The organism is Sphingomonas epibiotica (genome assembly GCF_039615155.1).
In the GTDB taxonomy this organism is placed as follows: domain Bacteria; phylum Pseudomonadota; class Alphaproteobacteria; order Sphingomonadales; family Sphingomonadaceae; genus Sphingomonas.
Window position 1 is genome coordinate 344,579 of sequence record NZ_JBDGHY010000003.1, and the last position, 16,170, is coordinate 360,748.

At 66.9% G+C, this 16,170-nt stretch carries 18 protein-coding genes; 10 read left to right on the forward strand and 8 right to left on the reverse strand.

The genetic code is table 11. The annotated features are described in order from the left end of the window. Window positions 1-24: 24 nt before the first annotated feature. The 4 genes from ftsE to AAIO73_RS08025 are packed head-to-tail and all read left to right on the forward strand — an operon-like array spanning window position 25 to window position 2,826. On the forward strand, window positions 25-705 hold the full coding sequence (ftsE, locus tag AAIO73_RS08010; RefSeq protein WP_345877195.1) for a cell division ATP-binding protein FtsE: 681 nt from the start codon (window positions 25-27) through the stop codon (window positions 703-705). Then, window positions 702-1,583, forward strand: a complete 882-nt coding sequence (locus AAIO73_RS08015) for a cell division protein FtsX (RefSeq protein WP_345877196.1) — start codon at window positions 702-704, stop codon at window positions 1,581-1,583. Before ftsE ends, AAIO73_RS08015 begins: the two co-directional genes overlap by 4 nt. Then, entirely contained in the window at window positions 1,580-2,119 is a 540-nt protein-coding gene (locus tag AAIO73_RS08020; RefSeq protein ID WP_242119637.1) for a YdcF family protein, read from the forward strand. Before AAIO73_RS08015 ends, AAIO73_RS08020 begins: the two co-directional genes overlap by 4 nt. Continuing rightward, window positions 2,116-2,826: a lysophospholipid acyltransferase family protein gene (locus AAIO73_RS08025; RefSeq protein WP_345877197.1), complete on the forward strand. Its 711-nt coding sequence runs from the start codon at window positions 2,116-2,118 to the stop codon at window positions 2,824-2,826. Before AAIO73_RS08020 ends, AAIO73_RS08025 begins: the two co-directional genes overlap by 4 nt. 12 nt (window positions 2,827-2,838) lie before the next feature. Here the strand turns inward: AAIO73_RS08025 and AAIO73_RS08030 are convergent, their stop codons facing one another. Next, window positions 2,839-3,090 carry a hypothetical protein gene (locus AAIO73_RS08030; RefSeq protein WP_345877198.1) on the reverse strand — a complete coding sequence of 84 codons (252 nt, stop codon included), beginning with the start codon at window positions 3,088-3,090 and terminating at the stop codon, window positions 2,839-2,841. Between the two features lie 26 nt (window positions 3,091-3,116). Further along, entirely contained in the window at window positions 3,117-5,228 is a 2,112-nt protein-coding gene (locus AAIO73_RS08035) for a malate synthase G (protein ID WP_526023778.1), read from the reverse strand. Between the two features lie 107 nt (window positions 5,229-5,335). Here AAIO73_RS08035 and AAIO73_RS08040 point away from each other — a divergent pair, with 107 nt between their 5' ends. The 4 genes from AAIO73_RS08040 (at window position 5,336) to AAIO73_RS08055 (ending at window position 9,157) form a co-directional block, all read left to right on the forward strand. Then, the gene (locus tag AAIO73_RS08040; RefSeq protein ID WP_345877199.1) at window positions 5,336-6,241 is read left to right on the forward strand and encodes a LysR family transcriptional regulator; all 906 of its coding nucleotides are present in this window, start codon (window positions 5,336-5,338) and stop codon (window positions 6,239-6,241) included. A gap of 52 nt (window positions 6,242-6,293) precedes the next feature. Then, window positions 6,294-7,352, forward strand: coding sequence for a 4-hydroxyphenylpyruvate dioxygenase (hppD, locus tag AAIO73_RS08045; RefSeq protein ID WP_345877375.1), 1,059 nt, complete (start codon window positions 6,294-6,296; stop codon window positions 7,350-7,352). A 165-nt stretch (window positions 7,353-7,517) separates the two neighbouring features. Next, window positions 7,518-8,801 (forward strand): homogentisate 1,2-dioxygenase, encoded by a 1,284-nt coding sequence (gene hmgA / locus AAIO73_RS08050; protein WP_345877376.1) that lies wholly within the window; start codon window positions 7,518-7,520, stop codon window positions 8,799-8,801. Then, window positions 8,798-9,157 (forward strand): Rieske (2Fe-2S) protein, encoded by a 360-nt coding sequence (locus AAIO73_RS08055; protein ID WP_345877200.1) that lies wholly within the window; start codon window positions 8,798-8,800, stop codon window positions 9,155-9,157. The genes hmgA and AAIO73_RS08055 overlap by 4 nt, the downstream gene beginning before the upstream one ends. On the opposite strand, the gene AAIO73_RS08060 is transcribed toward AAIO73_RS08055, so the two are convergent. The 4 genes from AAIO73_RS08060 to coxB form a co-directional block, all read right to left on the reverse strand. Continuing rightward, on the reverse strand, window positions 9,158-10,180 hold the full coding sequence (locus AAIO73_RS08060; protein WP_345877378.1) for a patatin-like phospholipase family protein: 1,023 nt from the start codon (window positions 10,178-10,180) through the stop codon (window positions 9,158-9,160). Window positions 10,181-10,242: 62 nt separating this feature from the next. Next, window positions 10,243-10,557 (reverse strand): hypothetical protein, encoded by a 315-nt coding sequence (locus AAIO73_RS08065; RefSeq protein WP_345877201.1) that lies wholly within the window; start codon window positions 10,555-10,557, stop codon window positions 10,243-10,245. After that, a complete protein-coding gene (ctaD, locus tag AAIO73_RS08070) occupies window positions 10,554-13,007 on the reverse strand; it encodes a cytochrome c oxidase subunit I (protein ID WP_345877202.1) in 2,454 nt (817 codons plus the stop codon). Before ctaD ends, AAIO73_RS08065 begins: the two co-directional genes overlap by 4 nt. Beyond that, window positions 13,004-13,633: a cytochrome c oxidase subunit II gene (coxB, locus tag AAIO73_RS08075; protein WP_345877203.1), complete on the reverse strand. Its 630-nt coding sequence runs from the start codon at window positions 13,631-13,633 to the stop codon at window positions 13,004-13,006. The genes ctaD and coxB overlap by 4 nt, the downstream gene beginning before the upstream one ends. Window positions 13,634-13,675: 42 nt before the next feature. On the opposite strand from coxB, the gene AAIO73_RS08080 reads away from it, so the two are divergent. After that, window positions 13,676-14,194, forward strand: a complete 519-nt coding sequence (locus AAIO73_RS08080; RefSeq protein WP_345877204.1) for a DUF2231 domain-containing protein — start codon at window positions 13,676-13,678, stop codon at window positions 14,192-14,194. Here the strand turns inward: AAIO73_RS08080 and AAIO73_RS08085 are convergent. Further along, the gene (locus AAIO73_RS08085; protein ID WP_345877205.1) at window positions 14,164-14,655 is read right to left on the reverse strand and encodes a CopD family protein; all 492 of its coding nucleotides are present in this window, start codon (window positions 14,653-14,655) and stop codon (window positions 14,164-14,166) included. The two genes, AAIO73_RS08080 and AAIO73_RS08085, sit on opposite strands and share 31 nt — an antisense overlap. Then, complete coding sequence (locus AAIO73_RS08090; RefSeq protein ID WP_345877206.1) at window positions 14,652-15,368, reverse strand: cytochrome c oxidase assembly protein; 717 nt, start codon at window positions 15,366-15,368, stop codon at window positions 14,652-14,654. The genes AAIO73_RS08085 and AAIO73_RS08090 overlap by 4 nt, the downstream gene beginning before the upstream one ends. A 157-nt stretch (window positions 15,369-15,525) precedes the next feature. Here AAIO73_RS08090 and AAIO73_RS08095 point away from each other — a divergent pair, with 157 nt between their 5' ends. Continuing rightward, window positions 15,526-16,143 carry a YbhB/YbcL family Raf kinase inhibitor-like protein gene (locus AAIO73_RS08095; RefSeq protein ID WP_345877207.1) on the forward strand — a complete coding sequence of 206 codons (618 nt, stop codon included), beginning with the start codon at window positions 15,526-15,528 and terminating at the stop codon, window positions 16,141-16,143. Window positions 16,144-16,170 lie beyond the last annotated feature (27 nt).

Below are 16,170 nucleotides of genomic sequence, written 5' to 3' on the forward strand. Positions count from 1 at the left end.
CACCGGCGGAATCCAAGGGCGCACGTGGCCAGTATCGTTCAGTTCGAGAATGTCGGCCTTCGCTATGGTCACGGGCCGGAAACGCTGAGCGACCTCAGCTTCACGCTCCGCGAAGGCACGTTCCATTTCCTGCTCGGCGCATCGGGCGCGGGCAAGACCTCGCTGCTGCGCCTGCTCTATCTCGCCCAGCGGCCCAGCCGGGGCGTGATCCGCCTGTTCGGGGAGGATATGGTGTTGTCGCCGCGCGAACGCCTGCCCGGGTTCCGGCGGCGGATCGGGGTGGTGTTTCAGGATTTCCGTCTGGTCCCGCATCTGTCGGCCCGCGACAATATCGCGCTGCCGCTACGCGTCGCCGGCATGCCTGAGGAGGAACTGGCCGGGCCGGTCGCCGAGATGCTGGCATGGGTCGGGTTGACCGACCGCGCCGATGCCCGTCCGCCGACGCTGTCGGGCGGCGAGCAACAGCGCGTCGCCATCGCCCGCGCGGTAATCACCCGCCCCGAAATCCTCGTCGCCGACGAACCGACCGGTAACGTCGATCCGATCATGGCCGAACGCCTACTCAAGCTGTTCGCCTCGCTTAACCGGCTTGGCACCACTGTCGTCATGGCGACCCACGACCATCACCTGCTCCACCGCGTCCCCGACGCGCTGGTGATGGAGTTGGACGGCGGGCGGTTGCTCGACCCCATGGTTGCGGCATGATCGGGCGCGCGGCGGTGCAGCCGCTGCTCGACGACCGGCAGGGGCGGCGGGCGATGGTGTGGATCATGGCAATCATGATCTTCCTGACGACTCTGAGCGCGGCGCTCGGCCTGTCGACACAGGGGGCCGGCCGCGCACTCGACCGGCAACTGGCGGCGCGACTGACGGTACAGGTGATCGAGGGAGACGCCGCCCGGCGCGATGCAGTGACCGCGACGCTGCTTGACCGGTTGCGTGCCTCTGCCGACGTCGCCCGCGCGAATGAGGTCGACCGCGCCCGCCTTGCCGAACTGCTCGAACCATGGCTGGGCGAGGCCGGGCTCGACGCCGATCTGCCGATGCCGGCAATGGTCGATGTCGATTTGCGCAGCGGCGACGACGCGACGGTGGCCCGGGTCGAGGCGCTGGCAAAGGCCGTCGGCGACGGCATCCGCGTCGATCGCCATGCGACCTGGCTCGCCCCGGTCCGCGCCTTCGTCGCCGCGCTCGGCTGGACCGCGCTCGGGCTGGTGCTGGTAATGGCGAGTGCGACGGCGGCGGTCGTACTGCTGGTGGCGCGGGCGGGGCTTGATACGCATCGCGGAACGATCGACATCCTGCACATGCTGGGTTCGACCGATCTTCAGATCGCGCGGCTGTTCCAGCGGCGCATCGGGCAGGACACGCTGACCGGCGGGCTGATCGGCGCGCTGGCCGGCGCCCTGCTGGTGGCGGCGCTCGGCCAGCGTATGGCATCGCTCGATTCACAACTGGCCGATGGCGTCTCGCTGCAACCGCTCGACTGGCTGGTGATCGCGCTGCTGCCCGTCGCCTTCACCCTGCTCGCCATGTTCGCGGCGCGGGTCGCGGTGCTGCGGCGGCTGGCGCGGGTGTTGTGATGGGACGCATCCTCTCGGTTCTGCTGCTGCTCTACGCGCTCGGCTTCGCGCTGTTCGCGGTGACCCTGCCGCAACCCGGCGCCCTCGACCGGCGGACCGACGGCGTCGTCGTGCCCACCGGCGGGTCGGGCCGGATCGAGCGCGGGCTGGCCGTACTGGCGGCAGGGCAGGCGCGGCGGATGCTCATCACCGGCGTCGATCCCGATGTCCGCCCGCGCGAACTGGCCGCCGCGATCGATGCGCCGCGCGCGTTGTTCCGCTGCTGCGTTGATCTGGGCAAGGAAGCGGTCGACACCCGCTCCAACGCCGACGAGACCGCCGAATGGGTCCGCCGCAACCGCTATCGCTCGATCCGCCTGGTCACCTCGAACTGGCATATGGCGCGCGCGACCATGGAGTTGCGCCATGCGCTGGGCAATTCGGTCGAGATCGTCCGCGATCCAGTGACCGGCCATCCGGGCTTCGCGCTGCTGTTCGGCGAGTATAATAAATATGTGGTGCGGGGGATCGTGATGCGGCTGGGGATCGATCTGTGATCGCGTGGGTCCGGACGTGGCTGTTCCGCATCCTGTTCTACGCCGCGTCGGTGCCGATCGTGCTTAGCGCGCCGCTATCGGCTGCGGTCAGTCGCGATGCAATGCACACCCATGCGCATGTCTGGATCCGCGTGCATCGTTTCCTCGCGCATTGGATATTGGGCGTGCGGGTCCGCGTCGAAGGGGTACGCCCGCCCGGCACCTATCTGTTCGCGGTCAAGCATCAGGCGATGTTCGAAACGCTGGAGATGGCCGAGCGGATCGACGGCCCGCTGATCGTGATGAAGCGCGAACTGATCGACATGCCCTTCTGGGGCAAGACCGCCCGCGCATACGGGGCGATCGGCGTCGACCGCGATGCATCGTCCAAGGCGCTGCGCCAGATGCTGAAGGAAGCCGCCGCCGCGCGAAAGGAAAACCGCTCGGTCCTGATCTTTCCCGAAGGAACACGCGTCCCCGTCGGCGAAGCCCCGCCGCTGCGCTCCGGTTTTGCGGGGCTGTACAAGGCGCTGAACATGGCCGTGATCCCGGTCGCGCTTGACAGCGGCCACTGCATGCCGCGCCGCGGGCCGAGCCGGCCGGGTGTGATCACGATTCGCCTGCTCGAACCGATCCCGCCCGGCTTGCCCCGCGAGGAGATCGAGGCGCGAGTGCATGCCGCGATCAACGCGCTGGAGCCGGCGGCGGGGGGCGTGGCGGTAAAGTGAGTGCTTAGGCGGTCAGCGGCTGGCCCCTTTCAACTCCAACAGACAATCTCGCATACGCTTGCGCTTCAGGATGGCGTAGCGCGCGTCTTTCGTTCTGATGTCATCGTCGTCCGCCCAGTGACTCAACTCTCGCCATGCGGTCCGCTCAACGGGATGGAGGACAAACGGGTCAGGTACGGCAACATCGAGTTCCGCGTTATCAATGTCGCCGCCATTTGCGACCCGCGTGAGTGCCTCAATAAGAAAGCGGCGAAGGTCGTTCATGTCGCCATCCTGCCATCACCCTGCCATCACCCTGCTGCCTTCGCTACCTTCCGATACGCATGCAACAACGGCTCGGTATAGCCATTGGGCTGCGCCAACCCCTCGAACACCAGCGCCCGCGCCGCGGCCAGCGCGACACCGCCCGCCAGCGGCCGATAGGCCGGATCGTCGGCATTTTGCGCATCGACCTTGACCGCCATCCGATCGAACGCCGCATCCACATCCGCTGCCGTGCAAACCCCGTGCAGCAGCCAGTTGGCGATATGCTGCGATGAAATGCGCAGCGTCGCGCGGTCCTCCATCAACCCGACGTCATGGATATCGGGCACCTTCGAACAACCGATGCCCTGATCGACCCAGCGCACGACATAGCCGAGGATCCCCTGCGCATTATTGTCGAGTTCGCGCGCGACCTCGTCCGCGTGCCAATTACGTCCCGTCGCCAACGGCAGGGTCAGCAACTGTGCCAACGGCGCAACCGGTTCGCTCGCCCGCGCCGCCTGTCGCTGCGCAACATCGACCGCGTGATAATGCAGCGCGTGCAGGGTCGCGGCGGTCGGCGACGGTACCCATGCGGTGCTCGCTCCGCTCATCGGATGCGCGACCTTTTGCGCCAGCATGTCCGACATCCGGTCGGGCGCGGCCCACATCCCCTTGCCGATCTGTGCCCGACCGCCAAGGCCACAGGCTAGGCCGATCTGGACGTTGCGATCCTCGTACGCCGCGATCCATGCCGCTCCCTTCATCTCGCCCTTCGGGATCATCGGGCCGGCATGCATCGCGCTGTGCAGTTCGTCGCCGGTACGGTCGAGAAAGCCGGTATTGATGAATATGATCCGGTGGCGGACGGCATGGATGCACGCCGCCAGATTGGCGGAGGTGCGCCGTTCCTCGTCCATCACCCCGACCTTGATCGTGTGACGGGGAAGGATCAGCAGATCCTCGACTGCGTCGAACAGCCGGTCGGTGAAGGCGACCTCTTCCGGCCCATGCTGCTTGGGCTTGACGATGTAGATCGATCCGGTCCGGCTGTTGGCCCGCGGACCGTTCACGTCGTGCAGCGCGATCATGCTGGTAACGATCGCGTCGAGTATGCCTTCGGGTGCCTCGTTGCCGTCGGCCAGCAGCAGCGCGGGCGTCGTCATCAGATGGCCGACATTGCGGACGAACAACAGCGATCGCCCCGGCAGCACCAGTTCCCCGCCATCGCTGCCGACATAGTGGCGATCGGCGACAAGGGTGCGAGTGACCGTCCGTCCGCCCTTGGCGAAGCTCGCCGACAAATCACCCTGCATCAGCCCCAGCCAATTGGCATAGGCGGCGACCTTGTCCGCGGCATCGACCGCCGCGACCGAATCCTCAAGATCGCAGATCGTGATCAGCGCCGATTCGAGCAGAATATCGGCCAGCCCGGCCGGATCGGTGCGGCCGATCGCATGGTCGCGATCGATGACCAGTTCGATGTGCAGCCCGTGATGGCGCAGCAGCAGATTGTTACCTGCGCGTCCGACCAGTTGCGTCGAATCGGCCAGTCCCGGCGTCTCCCCGGTCCAGTCACGCCAGGTTCCTCCCGCCAGCGGCACTGCTTCGTCCAGAAACGCCTTCGCCCACCCAATAACCGCCGCCCCGCGCGCCGCGTCATAGCCGCCGGGCGCCGCCGTACCGGGGATCGCATCGGTCCCGTACAGCGCATCGTACAGGCTGCCCCAGCGCGCATTGGCGGCGTTGAGCAGGAACCGCGCATTCAGGATCGGAACGACCAGTTGCGGCCCGGCCAGGGTCGCGATCTCCGCATCGACGTCGGTCGGATCGATCGTGAACGGCGCGGGTTCGTCGACCAGATAGCCGATCGAACGCAGGAATGCCTCCTGTTCGGCCGGGTCGATCGCTTGGCCCGCGCGCTCGACGAACCAAGCATCCAGTTGCACCTGCAACGCATCGCGCCGGGCCAGCAGCGCGCGGTTCTCGGGGGCAAAGCGGGCAAAAATCGCGGCAACGCCTTCCCAGAAGGAATCGGCGGGAATGCCGGTACCGGGCAGCGCCTGCGCCTCGACGAACTCGGCCAGTTCGGCGGCGACCGACAGTCCGGCGCGATCGACATAGGCTTGCGGCACGACATTCTCCTCGCACATCGTCATTCCGGCAGAGGCTGGGAAGACGGTTGTTGTATACCGCAGACATATCGTATCGCCTTTCGTGTCGGTAGCGATCATAATCACAGCACAGTCATTCCATGGAGGAACGAATGGCCTTCGATCCTGACCATGCGCTGTTCGTCGCGATCCTCGACAACGGCAGCATCGCCGCGACCGCGCGGAGCTGGGGCGTCTCGCCGGCGATCGTGTCGAAACGGCTGGCACGGCTGGAGGCGCGGCTCGGCGTGCGGCTGATCGAGCGGACCACGCGGCGGCTCCATCCGACCCCGGTCGGCGCGCAACTCTATGGCGAACTGACTCAGATTCTTGCAGCACTGACCGAAGCGGAGGCACGTGTCGCCGGCGCCGCCGCGGCCCCTGCCGGTCCGTTGCGGATCGCCGCACCAACCTCGTTCGCGCGGCTGCACATAGCGCCGCATCTTGGCGATTTCCTGCGCGCCTATCCGGCGATCGCGCTCGAGTTGACGCTGTCCGACGGCTATGTCGACCTCGCCGCGCAGCGGATCGATTGCGCGATCCGCATCACTGCCGATCCGCCCGCCGGTTATGTCGCACGGCGGCTGGCCGGCAATCGGCGTGTGGTCTGCGCCAGCCCCGCCTATCTTGCCGCGCACGGCGCGCCGACCAGCCCCGCCGCGCTACCCGGCCATCGGCTGCTCGCCGCCGACGGGCAATTGCCATGGACGCTGCTCCGTCCCGGCAAACGCGCACTGGTCGAAGGGATATCGCACGTCCGCACCGACTCCAGCGAGATCGTCCGCGAACTGGTACTTGCCGGGGTCGGCATCGCGCTTCGCTCGCTCTGGGACGTCGGCACCGCGCTCGCCGACGGGCGGTTGATCCATATCCTGCCCGAATGGACGGGCGCGCGCGATCTGGCCATCCATGCGCTGCACGCCGCGCAACCGCGCCCGGCGGTTACCGCCTTCGTCGAATTCTTCGCCGACCGCTTCTCGCCGACACCTTGGGAGACGCTTGACACCGGCTATGGTTAGGATCAGGTTCGTATCAATTGATACGAACTAGGAGGGTGCACCGGTGGAGCATATGGACGTCAACCCGATGGGTCTCGACGGGTTTGAATTCTGCGAATTCACCGCCCCCGATCTCGATCGCATGGCCGCGCAGCTCGAACAGTTCGGTTTCGTCGCCGCGTCGAAGCATCGTGACCGCGACGTCGTGCGCTATAAACAGGGGCGCGTCAACCTGTTGCTGAACCGTATTCCTGACGGCCATGCTGCGGACTTTGCTGCGCAGCACGGACCATCGGCAGCGGGCATGGCGTTCCGCGTCGCTGATGCGAAAGCTGCGTTCGAGGCCGCCGTCATACGCGGCGCCAAACCGGCCAATCCCGCACGCGGCGTACTGGGCGAAGGCTATGCGCTGGAGGGGATTGGCGGATCGATGCTGTATCTGGTCGACCGCCACGGTGCGGCCGGGTCGCTGTACGACGATTGGGACGCGATTCCCGGTGCTGCCGAAGCGGAGGCCAAAAACAATGTCGGTCTCGACCTGCTCGACCACCTGACCCACAATGTGAAGCGCGGGCAGATGCGCACCTGGTCGGCCTTCTACAACCAGATTTTCGGGTTCGAAGAACAGAAATATTTCGACATCAAGGGCAAGGCGACCGGCCTGTTCAGCCAGGCGATGATCGCACCGGACAAGGCGATCCGCATCCCGCTGAACGAAAGCCAGGACGACAAGAGCCAGATCGAGGAATTCATCCGCGACTATAATGGCGAAGGCATCCAGCACCTCGCCTTCACCACCGAGGACATCTTCGAAACCGTCGAAAAGCTGCGCGCGCGCGGCGTGAAGTTGCAGGACACGATCGAGACCTATTACGAACTGGTCGACAAGCGCGTGCCCGGCCATGGCGAGGACCTTGAACGCCTCAAGCGCAACCGCATCCTGATCGACGGCAATGTCGGCGAGGAAGGCTTGCTGTTGCAGATCTTTACCGAACCGATGTTCGGGCCGATCTTCTTCGAGATCATCCAGCGCAAGGGCAATGAGGGCTTCGGCAACGGTAATTTCCAGGCGCTGTATGAAAGCATCGAACTGGATCAGATCCGGCGCGGGGTAATCACGGTCGACGCCTGACCAAGACCGAAGCGACGCTTCGGTCGCGGTGCAGCGCGCAGGCGCTGCCGTCGACCGGCCAGCGCGACGGAGCCGGGCCACAAGGCGCGGCTTCGCCGCGACGGTCGGCCCGGCGGGCAACGACCAAAATCCTCCCCGCTCGCGGGGAGGAATGATGAGGTGACCATGACCTACCACCCCGGTTTCGCCAACCACATCGCCACCGAAGCGGTCGCCGGCGCTTTGCCGATCGGCCGCAACAGCCCGCAGCATGTTCCGTTCGGCCTCTACGCCGAACAACTCTCCGGCACCGCCTTCACCGCGCCCCGCGCCGAGAACCGCCGCTCATGGCTCTACCGCCTGCGCCCGACCGCCAACCATGGCGCGTTCGTGCCCTATGCCGGTGCGAAGACCCTCCAGACCGCCCCAATCGCCGGCCCGCCGCCCAGCCCTAACCGCCTGCGCTGGGACCCGTTGCCGCTGCCGGCCGAACCGACCGACTGGGTCGACGGCCTCGTCACCTACGGCGCGACTGCCGACGTCGCCGCGCAGAGCGGCGTCGGCATTCACCTCTATGCCGCGACGAAGGACATGGACCGCGCCTTCTTCTCGGCCGATGGCGAGCTGCTGATCGTGCCGCAGCAAGGCGCCCTTGCGATCGACACCGAACTCGGCCGCATCGACCTTGCCCCGCTACAGATCGCAGTCATCCCGCGCGGCGTCCGCTTCCGCGTCGGGTTGCCCGACGGAGCGGCGCGCGGCTATGTCTGCGAAAATTACGGTAGCCTGTTCCGCCTGCCCGATCTCGGGCCGATCGGCGCCAACGGTCTCGCCAACCCCCGCGATTTCGAGACGCCATCCGCATGGTATGAAGACAGCGACGCCCCGTGCGAGGTCATCCAGAAATTCCAGGGCAGCCTGTGGACCACCACCCTCGACCACAGCCCGTTCGACGTCGTCGCCTGGCACGGCAATCTCGCCCCTTGCCGCTACGACCTGACCCGTTTCAACACCATCAACACCGTCAGCTTCGACCATCCCGACCCGTCGATCTTCACCGTGCTGACCAGCCCCAGCGACACGCCCGGAACCGCCAATTGCGACTTCGTGATCTTCCCCCCGCGCTGGATGGTCGCCGAAGGTACGTTCCGCCCGCCCTGGTTCCACCGCAACGTCATGAGCGAATTCATGGGCCTCATCACCGGCGCCTATGATGCGAAAGAGGGCGGCTTTGCGCCCGGCGGCGCATCGCTGCACAACCAGATGAACGGCCACGGCCCCGATCAGGCAAGCTATGACAAGGCGGTCGCCGCCGACCCCAAACCGCACAAGATCACTGACACGATGGCGTTCATGTTCGAAACCCGCCATGTCGTGAAGCCAAGCCGCTGGGCGATGGCCGCGCCGACCATGCAGCTCGATTACGACGATGTCTGGACCGGTTTTGCGAAGGCGCGCCTGCCCGAATGAGCGACGCCCGCGTCTTTGCCACCCCGGCGGGCGTGAAGCTCGGCCCGCTGACCGACGTCGCCGACGGCCGCGCGCGCAACTTCGTGCTGCAACTGCGCGCCGGGCGGTTCCACGGCTTCGTCGTGCGGCGCGGCGATGCGGTGGTCGGCTATGTCGATCGCTGCCCGCATATGGGCCTGCCGCTCGCGCAAACGCTCGACGCCTATCTGACGCCTGATGGCAGCGCGATCACCTGTAGCTGGCACGCCGCGCTATTCGCGATCGACGATGGCAAATGCCTTGGCGGCCCATGCCCTGGCCAGTCGTTGACGCCTTGGCCGGTGACGGTCGACGACGGCACGATCGTCACCGCATGATCAGGCCGCCACCGCCTCGGGCAATTCGGTCAGCGTCGATCCCTGCCCCAGCCGTGCACCATGTTCGGCCAGCCACGCATCGGCGGTCGCCCGTCCCAGTTCGCGCAACGCCTCCAGTTGCGACCGGCGCGTGTCGCTCTTGCCGGTAGGGCCGCGATCGGACAGCGCCGGTGCCGCCTCCATCAGATGCAAATTGGTCTGCGCGAGCGCGGTGAAATTGTCGTCGATCGGCGGGGCGCGCCGGGCGATCGCCTGCACTTCCGTCAACGCCTTCAGGTCGCGGAGCAGACAAGCGTTGAAGCCGATATCGCTCATCCGCGCCATCACCTCGACCAGCGTATCGGGCGTCTCGGCCGTGGCAAAGGGCGTGATCTGCACGATCAGCATATCGGTCTGACCATGCCCGCCGAAGATCAATGGCTCGAGCGCCGGGTTGGCCGAAAAGCCGCCATCCCAATAGGGTTCGCCGTCGATCGTCACCGGTCCGAACAATTCGGGCAGGCAGGCCGACGCCATCAGCGCGTCGAGCGTGATCTCGTCATTGTGGAACAGCCGCGCCGCCCCGGTCGCGACCCGGGTGGCCGCAATCGACAGCGGGATGGCATGGCGCGCGGTCAGCGCGGTCAGGTCGAGGCTGTCGCCGACCACTCGCCGCAGCGCCCGCATGTCGCGCAACCCCGGCGACAGCGGCGCGATGTAGCGGCTGATCAGCTTGCTGAATTCTAGCGATTTCCGCAACAGCGGCTCGAACGCCGGCATCATCCAGAAATCGGTATCGAACGCTTGCAACGGCGAGTTGCGCGACACGCTGCCCCATAGCCGCGCAAGCGCATCCTTGGCCCCCTGCCGCCCATCGATCGCCATGCCGCTGACCAGTGCCGCCCCGTTCAGCGCCCCGGCCGACGCGCCGCTGACCGCAACGATCGGCAGATCCTCTTCGAGCAGCCGGTCGAGCACACCCCAGCCATAGGCACCGTGCGCGCCACCACCCTGTAGGGCCAGCGCAAGGCGCGGTCGGTCGATGTGGCCATGTCGATCTCCCGGTTGTCAATCGATGCTGCAACGCAGCAGACGCGGTTCGTATCCTATAGACAGGCCGGCAACGTCACGATCGGCAGCCCGGTGACGACGATCGCCGCGACCCCGATCCAGCCGAGCACGATGCCGATCTGGTCGGTCGACGCGTCGCCGCGCGTCCGGTACAACCATAGCGTCAGCGCGACGCTCGCCAATACTGCCCCGATCCACGCCAGCAACAGCACCAGCCGCTGTACGCTGACCGGCCCGATCGCGACCGCTGCCCATCCGCCGGCACAGCCGATGCCGTGCAGGCCATACAACACGCAGAACGCCACCGCCCAATGCGTTAGGCCGGCGGTCATGCGCAGCAGCGCAGTCACGCGAACCATCCCGGCAGCGCGACGACTATGGCGGCGACGATCCCGCTCACGGCCGCATGGTCGCTCCACAACCGCACGGTGCGCGACTCGCCCTGCCGTGCTCCGCCGATAAAGCCGGCCTTGGCCCGCGCGCGCAGGAACGCCAGCATCACCGCCGCCAGCGCGGCATGGAAGATCGCATAGGCCGAAACCATCGCCCCCGTCGCTGCATAGGCATGGGTCGTCGGTCCGGGCAGTCGCAGCGTCACCAACAGGAGCAGCGCCGCGACGATCGCAACCTGCCCGCAGCATGCTGCCGCCCATCGCCCCCGGCGCATCGCGACGACGGCGACCGCCGCCCCGCCCAGCGCCAGCACCAGTTCGAACGGCGCGCGCGCCACCCGCACCGGCGGCGGCCAGTCGGGCGCGACCGTCCACAAAAACGCATAGCCGAACAACAGCGAGGCGAAGAGCGTCGCGCTGGCCGCCAACGCGAAGACGCTGCCCCACCAGCCGGTCGTCCCCGTAACCTCGCTTGCGATCGGCAGCATCGCCCCGCCGGGTCCGGCGGGCAACGGGCCGTAATCGCGCCGCCGTCCATTGCTCCATGCCCAGCGCCAGCCCAGAAACACGACCGCGATCAGGAACAACGGCGCAACCGGATACAGTCCGAACAGCATCGACAGGAAAAATCCGCCCAGAACCGCGGCGGTCGTGATCGGCAGCCAGCTGTTGGTCGGCAGGATGACGATATGATCGGGCGCGCCGCTGACCATGTCGACCGCCATCGTCTCGCGCCAGCCATGTCGCGTATGACCCAGCCACCCCTCCCCCCGCGCCAGTTCGACCGCGAGGTTCGGCCGATCCTCGACCGGATCGCGCCCGGCGACGCGCGGCAGGCTGGCGAAATTATAGGCGGTGGGCGGGGTCGGCATCGCCCATTCCAGCGTCGCCGCGTTCCACGGATTGCGGCGATGGAAGCGGCCAAGCCAGATCTGCAACCCGACATCGATCGCGAACAATGCAAAGCCGAACGCCATCAGGAAGCTGCCGACCGACGACAACAGGTTCAGCCACATCCACCCCATTTCCGCGGGATAGGTATCGATCCGCCGCGGCATTCCCAGCAATCCGGTCAGGTGCATCAGGAAGAAGGTCATGTTGAAGCCGATGAAGATCAGCCAGAACGCCGCCTCGCCCAGCCGCATCACCCGCCCGCGCCCGGTGAAGTGCGGCAGCCAGTAATAGGCGGCGGCCAGCATCGGGAACACGAACCCGCCGACCAGCACATAATGGAGATGCGCGGTGACGAAGGCGGTATCGTGCGCCTGTCCGTCGAACGGCACCACCGCCAGCATCACCCCGGTAAGGCCCCCCAGCACGAACACCACGAAGAAGCCGATCAGATACAGCATAGGCAGTTTCAGTTGCGGCCGCCCCGCCCATAAGGTGCCGAGCCAGGCGAAGATCTGCACCGCCGTCGGGATCGCGACCAGTGTCGACGCGGCAGAAAAGAAACCCAGCGCCATGTGCGGAATGCCGGTCGTGAACATGTGGTGGACCCACAGCCCGAAGCTGAGGAACGCCAGCGCCATGATCGCCGCGACCAGCGCGCCGTATCCGAGGATTTTGGTCCGGGCCATCACCGGCAGGATTGTCGATACCGCGCCCGCGGCGGGCAGGAAGATGATATAGACTTCGGGGTGGCCGAACAGCCAGAACAGATGCTGCCACAATAGCGGCGATCCACCCAGTTGCGGATCGTAGAACGGCCAGCCGAACGCGCGCTCGACCTCCAGGAGGATCGATCCCAGGATCAGCGGCGGAAATCCGAACAGCATCATGCCGGCGGTCGCCAGCATATACCATGCGAACAACGGCATCTGGTCGAGGCGCATGCCCGGCGCGCGCAGCTTGAGGATCGACACCGCGATCTCGATCGCCGCGCACATCGCCGAAATCTCGACAAAGGTGACGCCCAGCAGCCAGACGTCGGAATTGATTCCGGGCGTATAGGTCTTGCCCGAGAGCGGCGGGTACAAGAACCAGCCGGCATCGGGTGCGACCCCGGCGAGCATCGCGACGATCAGGATGCTGCCGCCGAACACGTAACACCACCATCCCAGCGCGGAGAGCCGCGGATAGGCCAGATCACGCGCACCCAGCATCTTGGGCAACAGGTACATCGCCAGCCCTTCGAACATCGGGATGGCGAACAGGAACATCATGACGCTGCCATGCATCGTGAACAGCTGGTTATAGACCGCCGGTCCCACGAACGCGCTGTGCGGCGTGGCGAGCTGCGCGCGGATCAGCATCGCCAGCACCCCGCCGACGGCGAAGAAGAAGAACGCGCCGAGAATGAAGCGCCGCCCCATGTCCGAATGGTTGACCGAGCGTAGCTGCCCGCGCAGGCCCGGTTCGGTCCGCCAGATCGCGGTCAGGTCGCGATGGAGTTTCAGCGCCTTCATTGGCCTTGCCTCAGCGCCGCCCAGCCGGCGGCATCATGCGCGATCACCGTGAAGCCATGCTCGCGATGGCCGGTGCCGCAATATTCGGCACACTCGCCGCGATAGGTGCCGGGCCGCGCCGCGACGATCCGCAACCGGTTGGTATGTCCCGGTATCGCATCCATTTTGCCGGCCAGCCGCGGCACCCAGAAACTGTGGATGACGTCGGTGGCGGTAATGACCAGATCGACCGGACGCCCCGCCGGGATGTGCAGCACCCCTTGCGTCACCTGCCCGCCCGGATGCCGAAAGGCCCACGCATAGCGCCGCGCCTCCACCCCGATCGTCACCGTATCCGGCGCGGGCGTCGGCAGGATGCGCCCGCCGAGGAACAGCGCATAGCCGAGCAGCGCCAGCAGCACCGCGCTCGGCATCACCAGCCCCAGCCCGATGATCCAGCGCCGCTCGACCACCGCTGCCTTGCTGTGCCGCCGCACCATCGCCAGCGCAAGCAATGCGAAAACCAGCCCGGCGAGCAGCACCGCCCCCGCCAGCATCACCCACCACAGGGTCGCGACCGACGCGGCATGCGGCCCGGCCGGGTCGAGCACCGACAACGGCCCGGCGCAACCACCGGCGGCCAGCACCGTTGTCCCCCCGACGATAAAGCGCCGCAGGGGGAATGCCGCATGACCGAACCGGATGCCGCGGTCGACGAACGACTGGTCGACCCGATCCGCGCCAATCCGGCGTTCCACCGCACCGAATCGAAGGTCGCGGTCGCCGGTCACCCGATTCACGCGATGCTGGTCGCCTTTCCGGTGGCGCTGACCGCCTGCACCTTCGGCGCCGATGCGATCTACTGGTGGACCGGGGACAGCTTTTGGGCGCGCGCCGCGCTTTGGGCGTCGGGCGCCGGCTTCCTGCTCGGCGTCCTCGCCGGGATCGCCGGTACCGTCGAGCTGCTCGCCGTCCCCGGCATCCGCGCGCGCGCGGCGAGCTGGACGCATTTCATCATCGCGGTGATGCTGCTCTCGATCCTCGGCGCGAACTGGGGCTATCGCCTGACCACCGGCTATGAGACGGCGGTGCTGCCCTATGGCATCCTGCTCTCGCTGTTCGCGCTCGGCTTCACCGGCTTTACCGGCTGGCATGGCGGCAAGTTGGTGTTCGAATATCAAGTCGGGGTCGCCTCTACCGGCAATTGACGATGCTGCGGCGTCTTCAGCCACGCCGGAACCAGGTCGGGCAGGACCGGCTTACCCAGCACCAACGTCAGCACTGCGGTCATCGTCGCCAGCGTCACCGCCAGCAGCGGCTTGGACGATGGCGGCGCATATTCGCCGCGCCGCTCGCTCATCAGCACCACGACATGGCCGGTCAGCCCGTGGATCACGACCAGCAGCCCGACCGCGACAAGCTTCGCGAACATCCACGGCACGAATACCCCGCGCAGGAAGATCAGCGCGGTACCGGCGGCGATGGCGATCACCGCTGCAGGGGTAACGATCCGGGTATAGCCATAATGGGTAATCCGCCGCAGCCGCGCATAATCGGCCTGCCGCTCGCCCACGTCATGCTTCGACAGCACCAGCGGCAACGCCACCAGCCCCGCGCACCACAGGATCAGCGCGGCGATATGCAGCCCCTTGACCCAGGTCAGGATCATGCCGCCGCCCGCCCGGTCGCAAAGTCCTGCCAGCGCCGCGCCGCGATCCACGCCGCCGCGACGGCATAGGGTGCCATGCCCGGCACCCACATGATCAGCCCCGCCATCTGCTGGTCGGCCAGCGGCCCGATCCCGAACGCGAAGGTCGTCGCGATATGCGATTCGTATAGCGGCCGTCCGGCAAAGGTCAGCAGCGCGCCCAGAAAGCCCATCTGCACCGCGCCACCGGCGATACCCGCCACCGCCTCCATAGCCGATGCCCGCCGGATCGACGCCCAATAGGCCCAGCTACTCGCCAGCAACGTCGCCTGCATCAGCCAATAGACACCGACATGCGCCAACGCCGCATCGTAGAGCACGGGCAGATGCCACGCCCACAAGATCGCCGTCGACAGCGGCAGCGTCACCGCCACCCGCCCACGCACCGGCCACGCCATCGCCAGCAATGGCGCCGCGAACCCAATTAGCAACAGATGATGCACCGCCCGCGCCGAAAACAGCGCGACGCTCAACGCACAGAGCGGCGAGACGAAGGTGATCGCCAGCACGGTGATGCCCGACAGACCGGCACCGCGCCGCCCGACCGGCAACCGCGCCGCCAACACCAGCGCGGCGAGCAGCAGCGTGATCAACAGCGGATCGCCATTCCATCGCGCCAACCAGTCACCAGCTACGGGCGCGGACCCGCAGTAACTTCGCCACCAGTCGATCATCGCCACCCTTATCGATTGGTCGGTTTTTCCCTGTCCCCATTCGCCAACGCATCAACGGGCGGGATCGCCGCATCGCGGCGCCGATTTATGCGCGCGCGGCGGACCCCGGCGGCGGTCTCACCGGTTATCGGCGGGAAACCGCGACGAAAGGACCATCATGCTCGAACATGTTCCGGGGTGGCTCGGCGCCCTGTTGCACAATGTCCGCGCCGGCGCGTCGAAGCTGACGATCGTCGATCCGGCGCTGGGCAGCTTCGCCAGCCTCGACCTCGCCAGCCTCGCCTTTGCCGATGGACAGCGGCTGCCCGAACGTTTCACCGCCGATGGCGAAGGGGTGTCGCCCCCGCTCCACTGGCGCGGCGTACCGGCGGACGCGACCTCGCTGGCGCTGATCGTCGAGGACCCCGACGCTCCCTCGACCCAGCCCCTCGTCCACGCGATTCTGTGGGATATCGCGCCGGGCGACGGACAGGTTGCCGAAGGCGCGATCCGCCCCGATGGCGACGGCGATGCGGTGCACGGCGATGTCGGCCGCAACAGCTATCTACGCGAAGGCTGGCTGCCGCCCGATCCGCCGACCGGCCATGGCGAGCATCGCTACGCCTTCCAGCTCTTTGCGCTGAAGGACGCCCCGCATCTCGACCCCAATCCGGGCCGCAGCGCGGTGGTCGAGGCGATGGCCGGTCGTGTGCTGGCGGCGGGTCTCCTCACCGGCGTCTATTCGCGCGGCGAACCGGCCGATGTGGGCCCGGTCGGAGCAACGGCGCCCGCCTGAATTCCTCCCCGTGCGGGGGAGGATCTA

Bases quoted from the DNA above. Each gene is read 5' to 3' on its own strand.
- AAIO73_RS08080 (WP_345877204.1), top strand. From the start codon at position 13,676: ATGACCGAACCGGATGCCGCGGTCGACGAACGACTGGTCGACCCGATC.
- AAIO73_RS08090 (WP_345877206.1), bottom strand. From the start codon at position 15,368: ATGATCGACTGGTGGCGAAGTTACTGCGGGTCCGCGCCCGTAGCTGGT.
- hmgA (WP_345877376.1), top strand. From the start codon at position 7,518: ATGACCTACCACCCCGGTTTCGCCAACCACATCGCCACCGAAGCGGTC.
- AAIO73_RS08085 (WP_345877205.1), bottom strand. From the start codon at position 14,655: ATGATCCTGACCTGGGTCAAGGGGCTGCATATCGCCGCGCTGATCCTG.
- hppD (WP_345877375.1), top strand. From the start codon at position 6,294: ATGGACGTCAACCCGATGGGTCTCGACGGGTTTGAATTCTGCGAATTC.
- AAIO73_RS08035 (WP_526023778.1), bottom strand. From the start codon at position 5,228: ATGACGATGTGCGAGGAGAATGTCGTGCCGCAAGCCTATGTCGATCGC.
- AAIO73_RS08095 (WP_345877207.1), top strand. From the start codon at position 15,526: ATGCTCGAACATGTTCCGGGGTGGCTCGGCGCCCTGTTGCACAATGTC.
- AAIO73_RS08040 (WP_345877199.1), top strand. From the start codon at position 5,336: ATGGCCTTCGATCCTGACCATGCGCTGTTCGTCGCGATCCTCGACAAC.
- AAIO73_RS08030 (WP_345877198.1), bottom strand. From the start codon at position 3,090: ATGAACGACCTTCGCCGCTTTCTTATTGAGGCACTCACGCGGGTCGCA.
- AAIO73_RS08055 (WP_345877200.1), top strand. From the start codon at position 8,798: ATGAGCGACGCCCGCGTCTTTGCCACCCCGGCGGGCGTGAAGCTCGGC.
- ctaD (WP_345877202.1), bottom strand. From the start codon at position 13,007: ATGAAGGCGCTGAAACTCCATCGCGACCTGACCGCGATCTGGCGGACC.
- AAIO73_RS08015 (WP_345877196.1), top strand. From the start codon at position 702: ATGATCGGGCGCGCGGCGGTGCAGCCGCTGCTCGACGACCGGCAGGGG.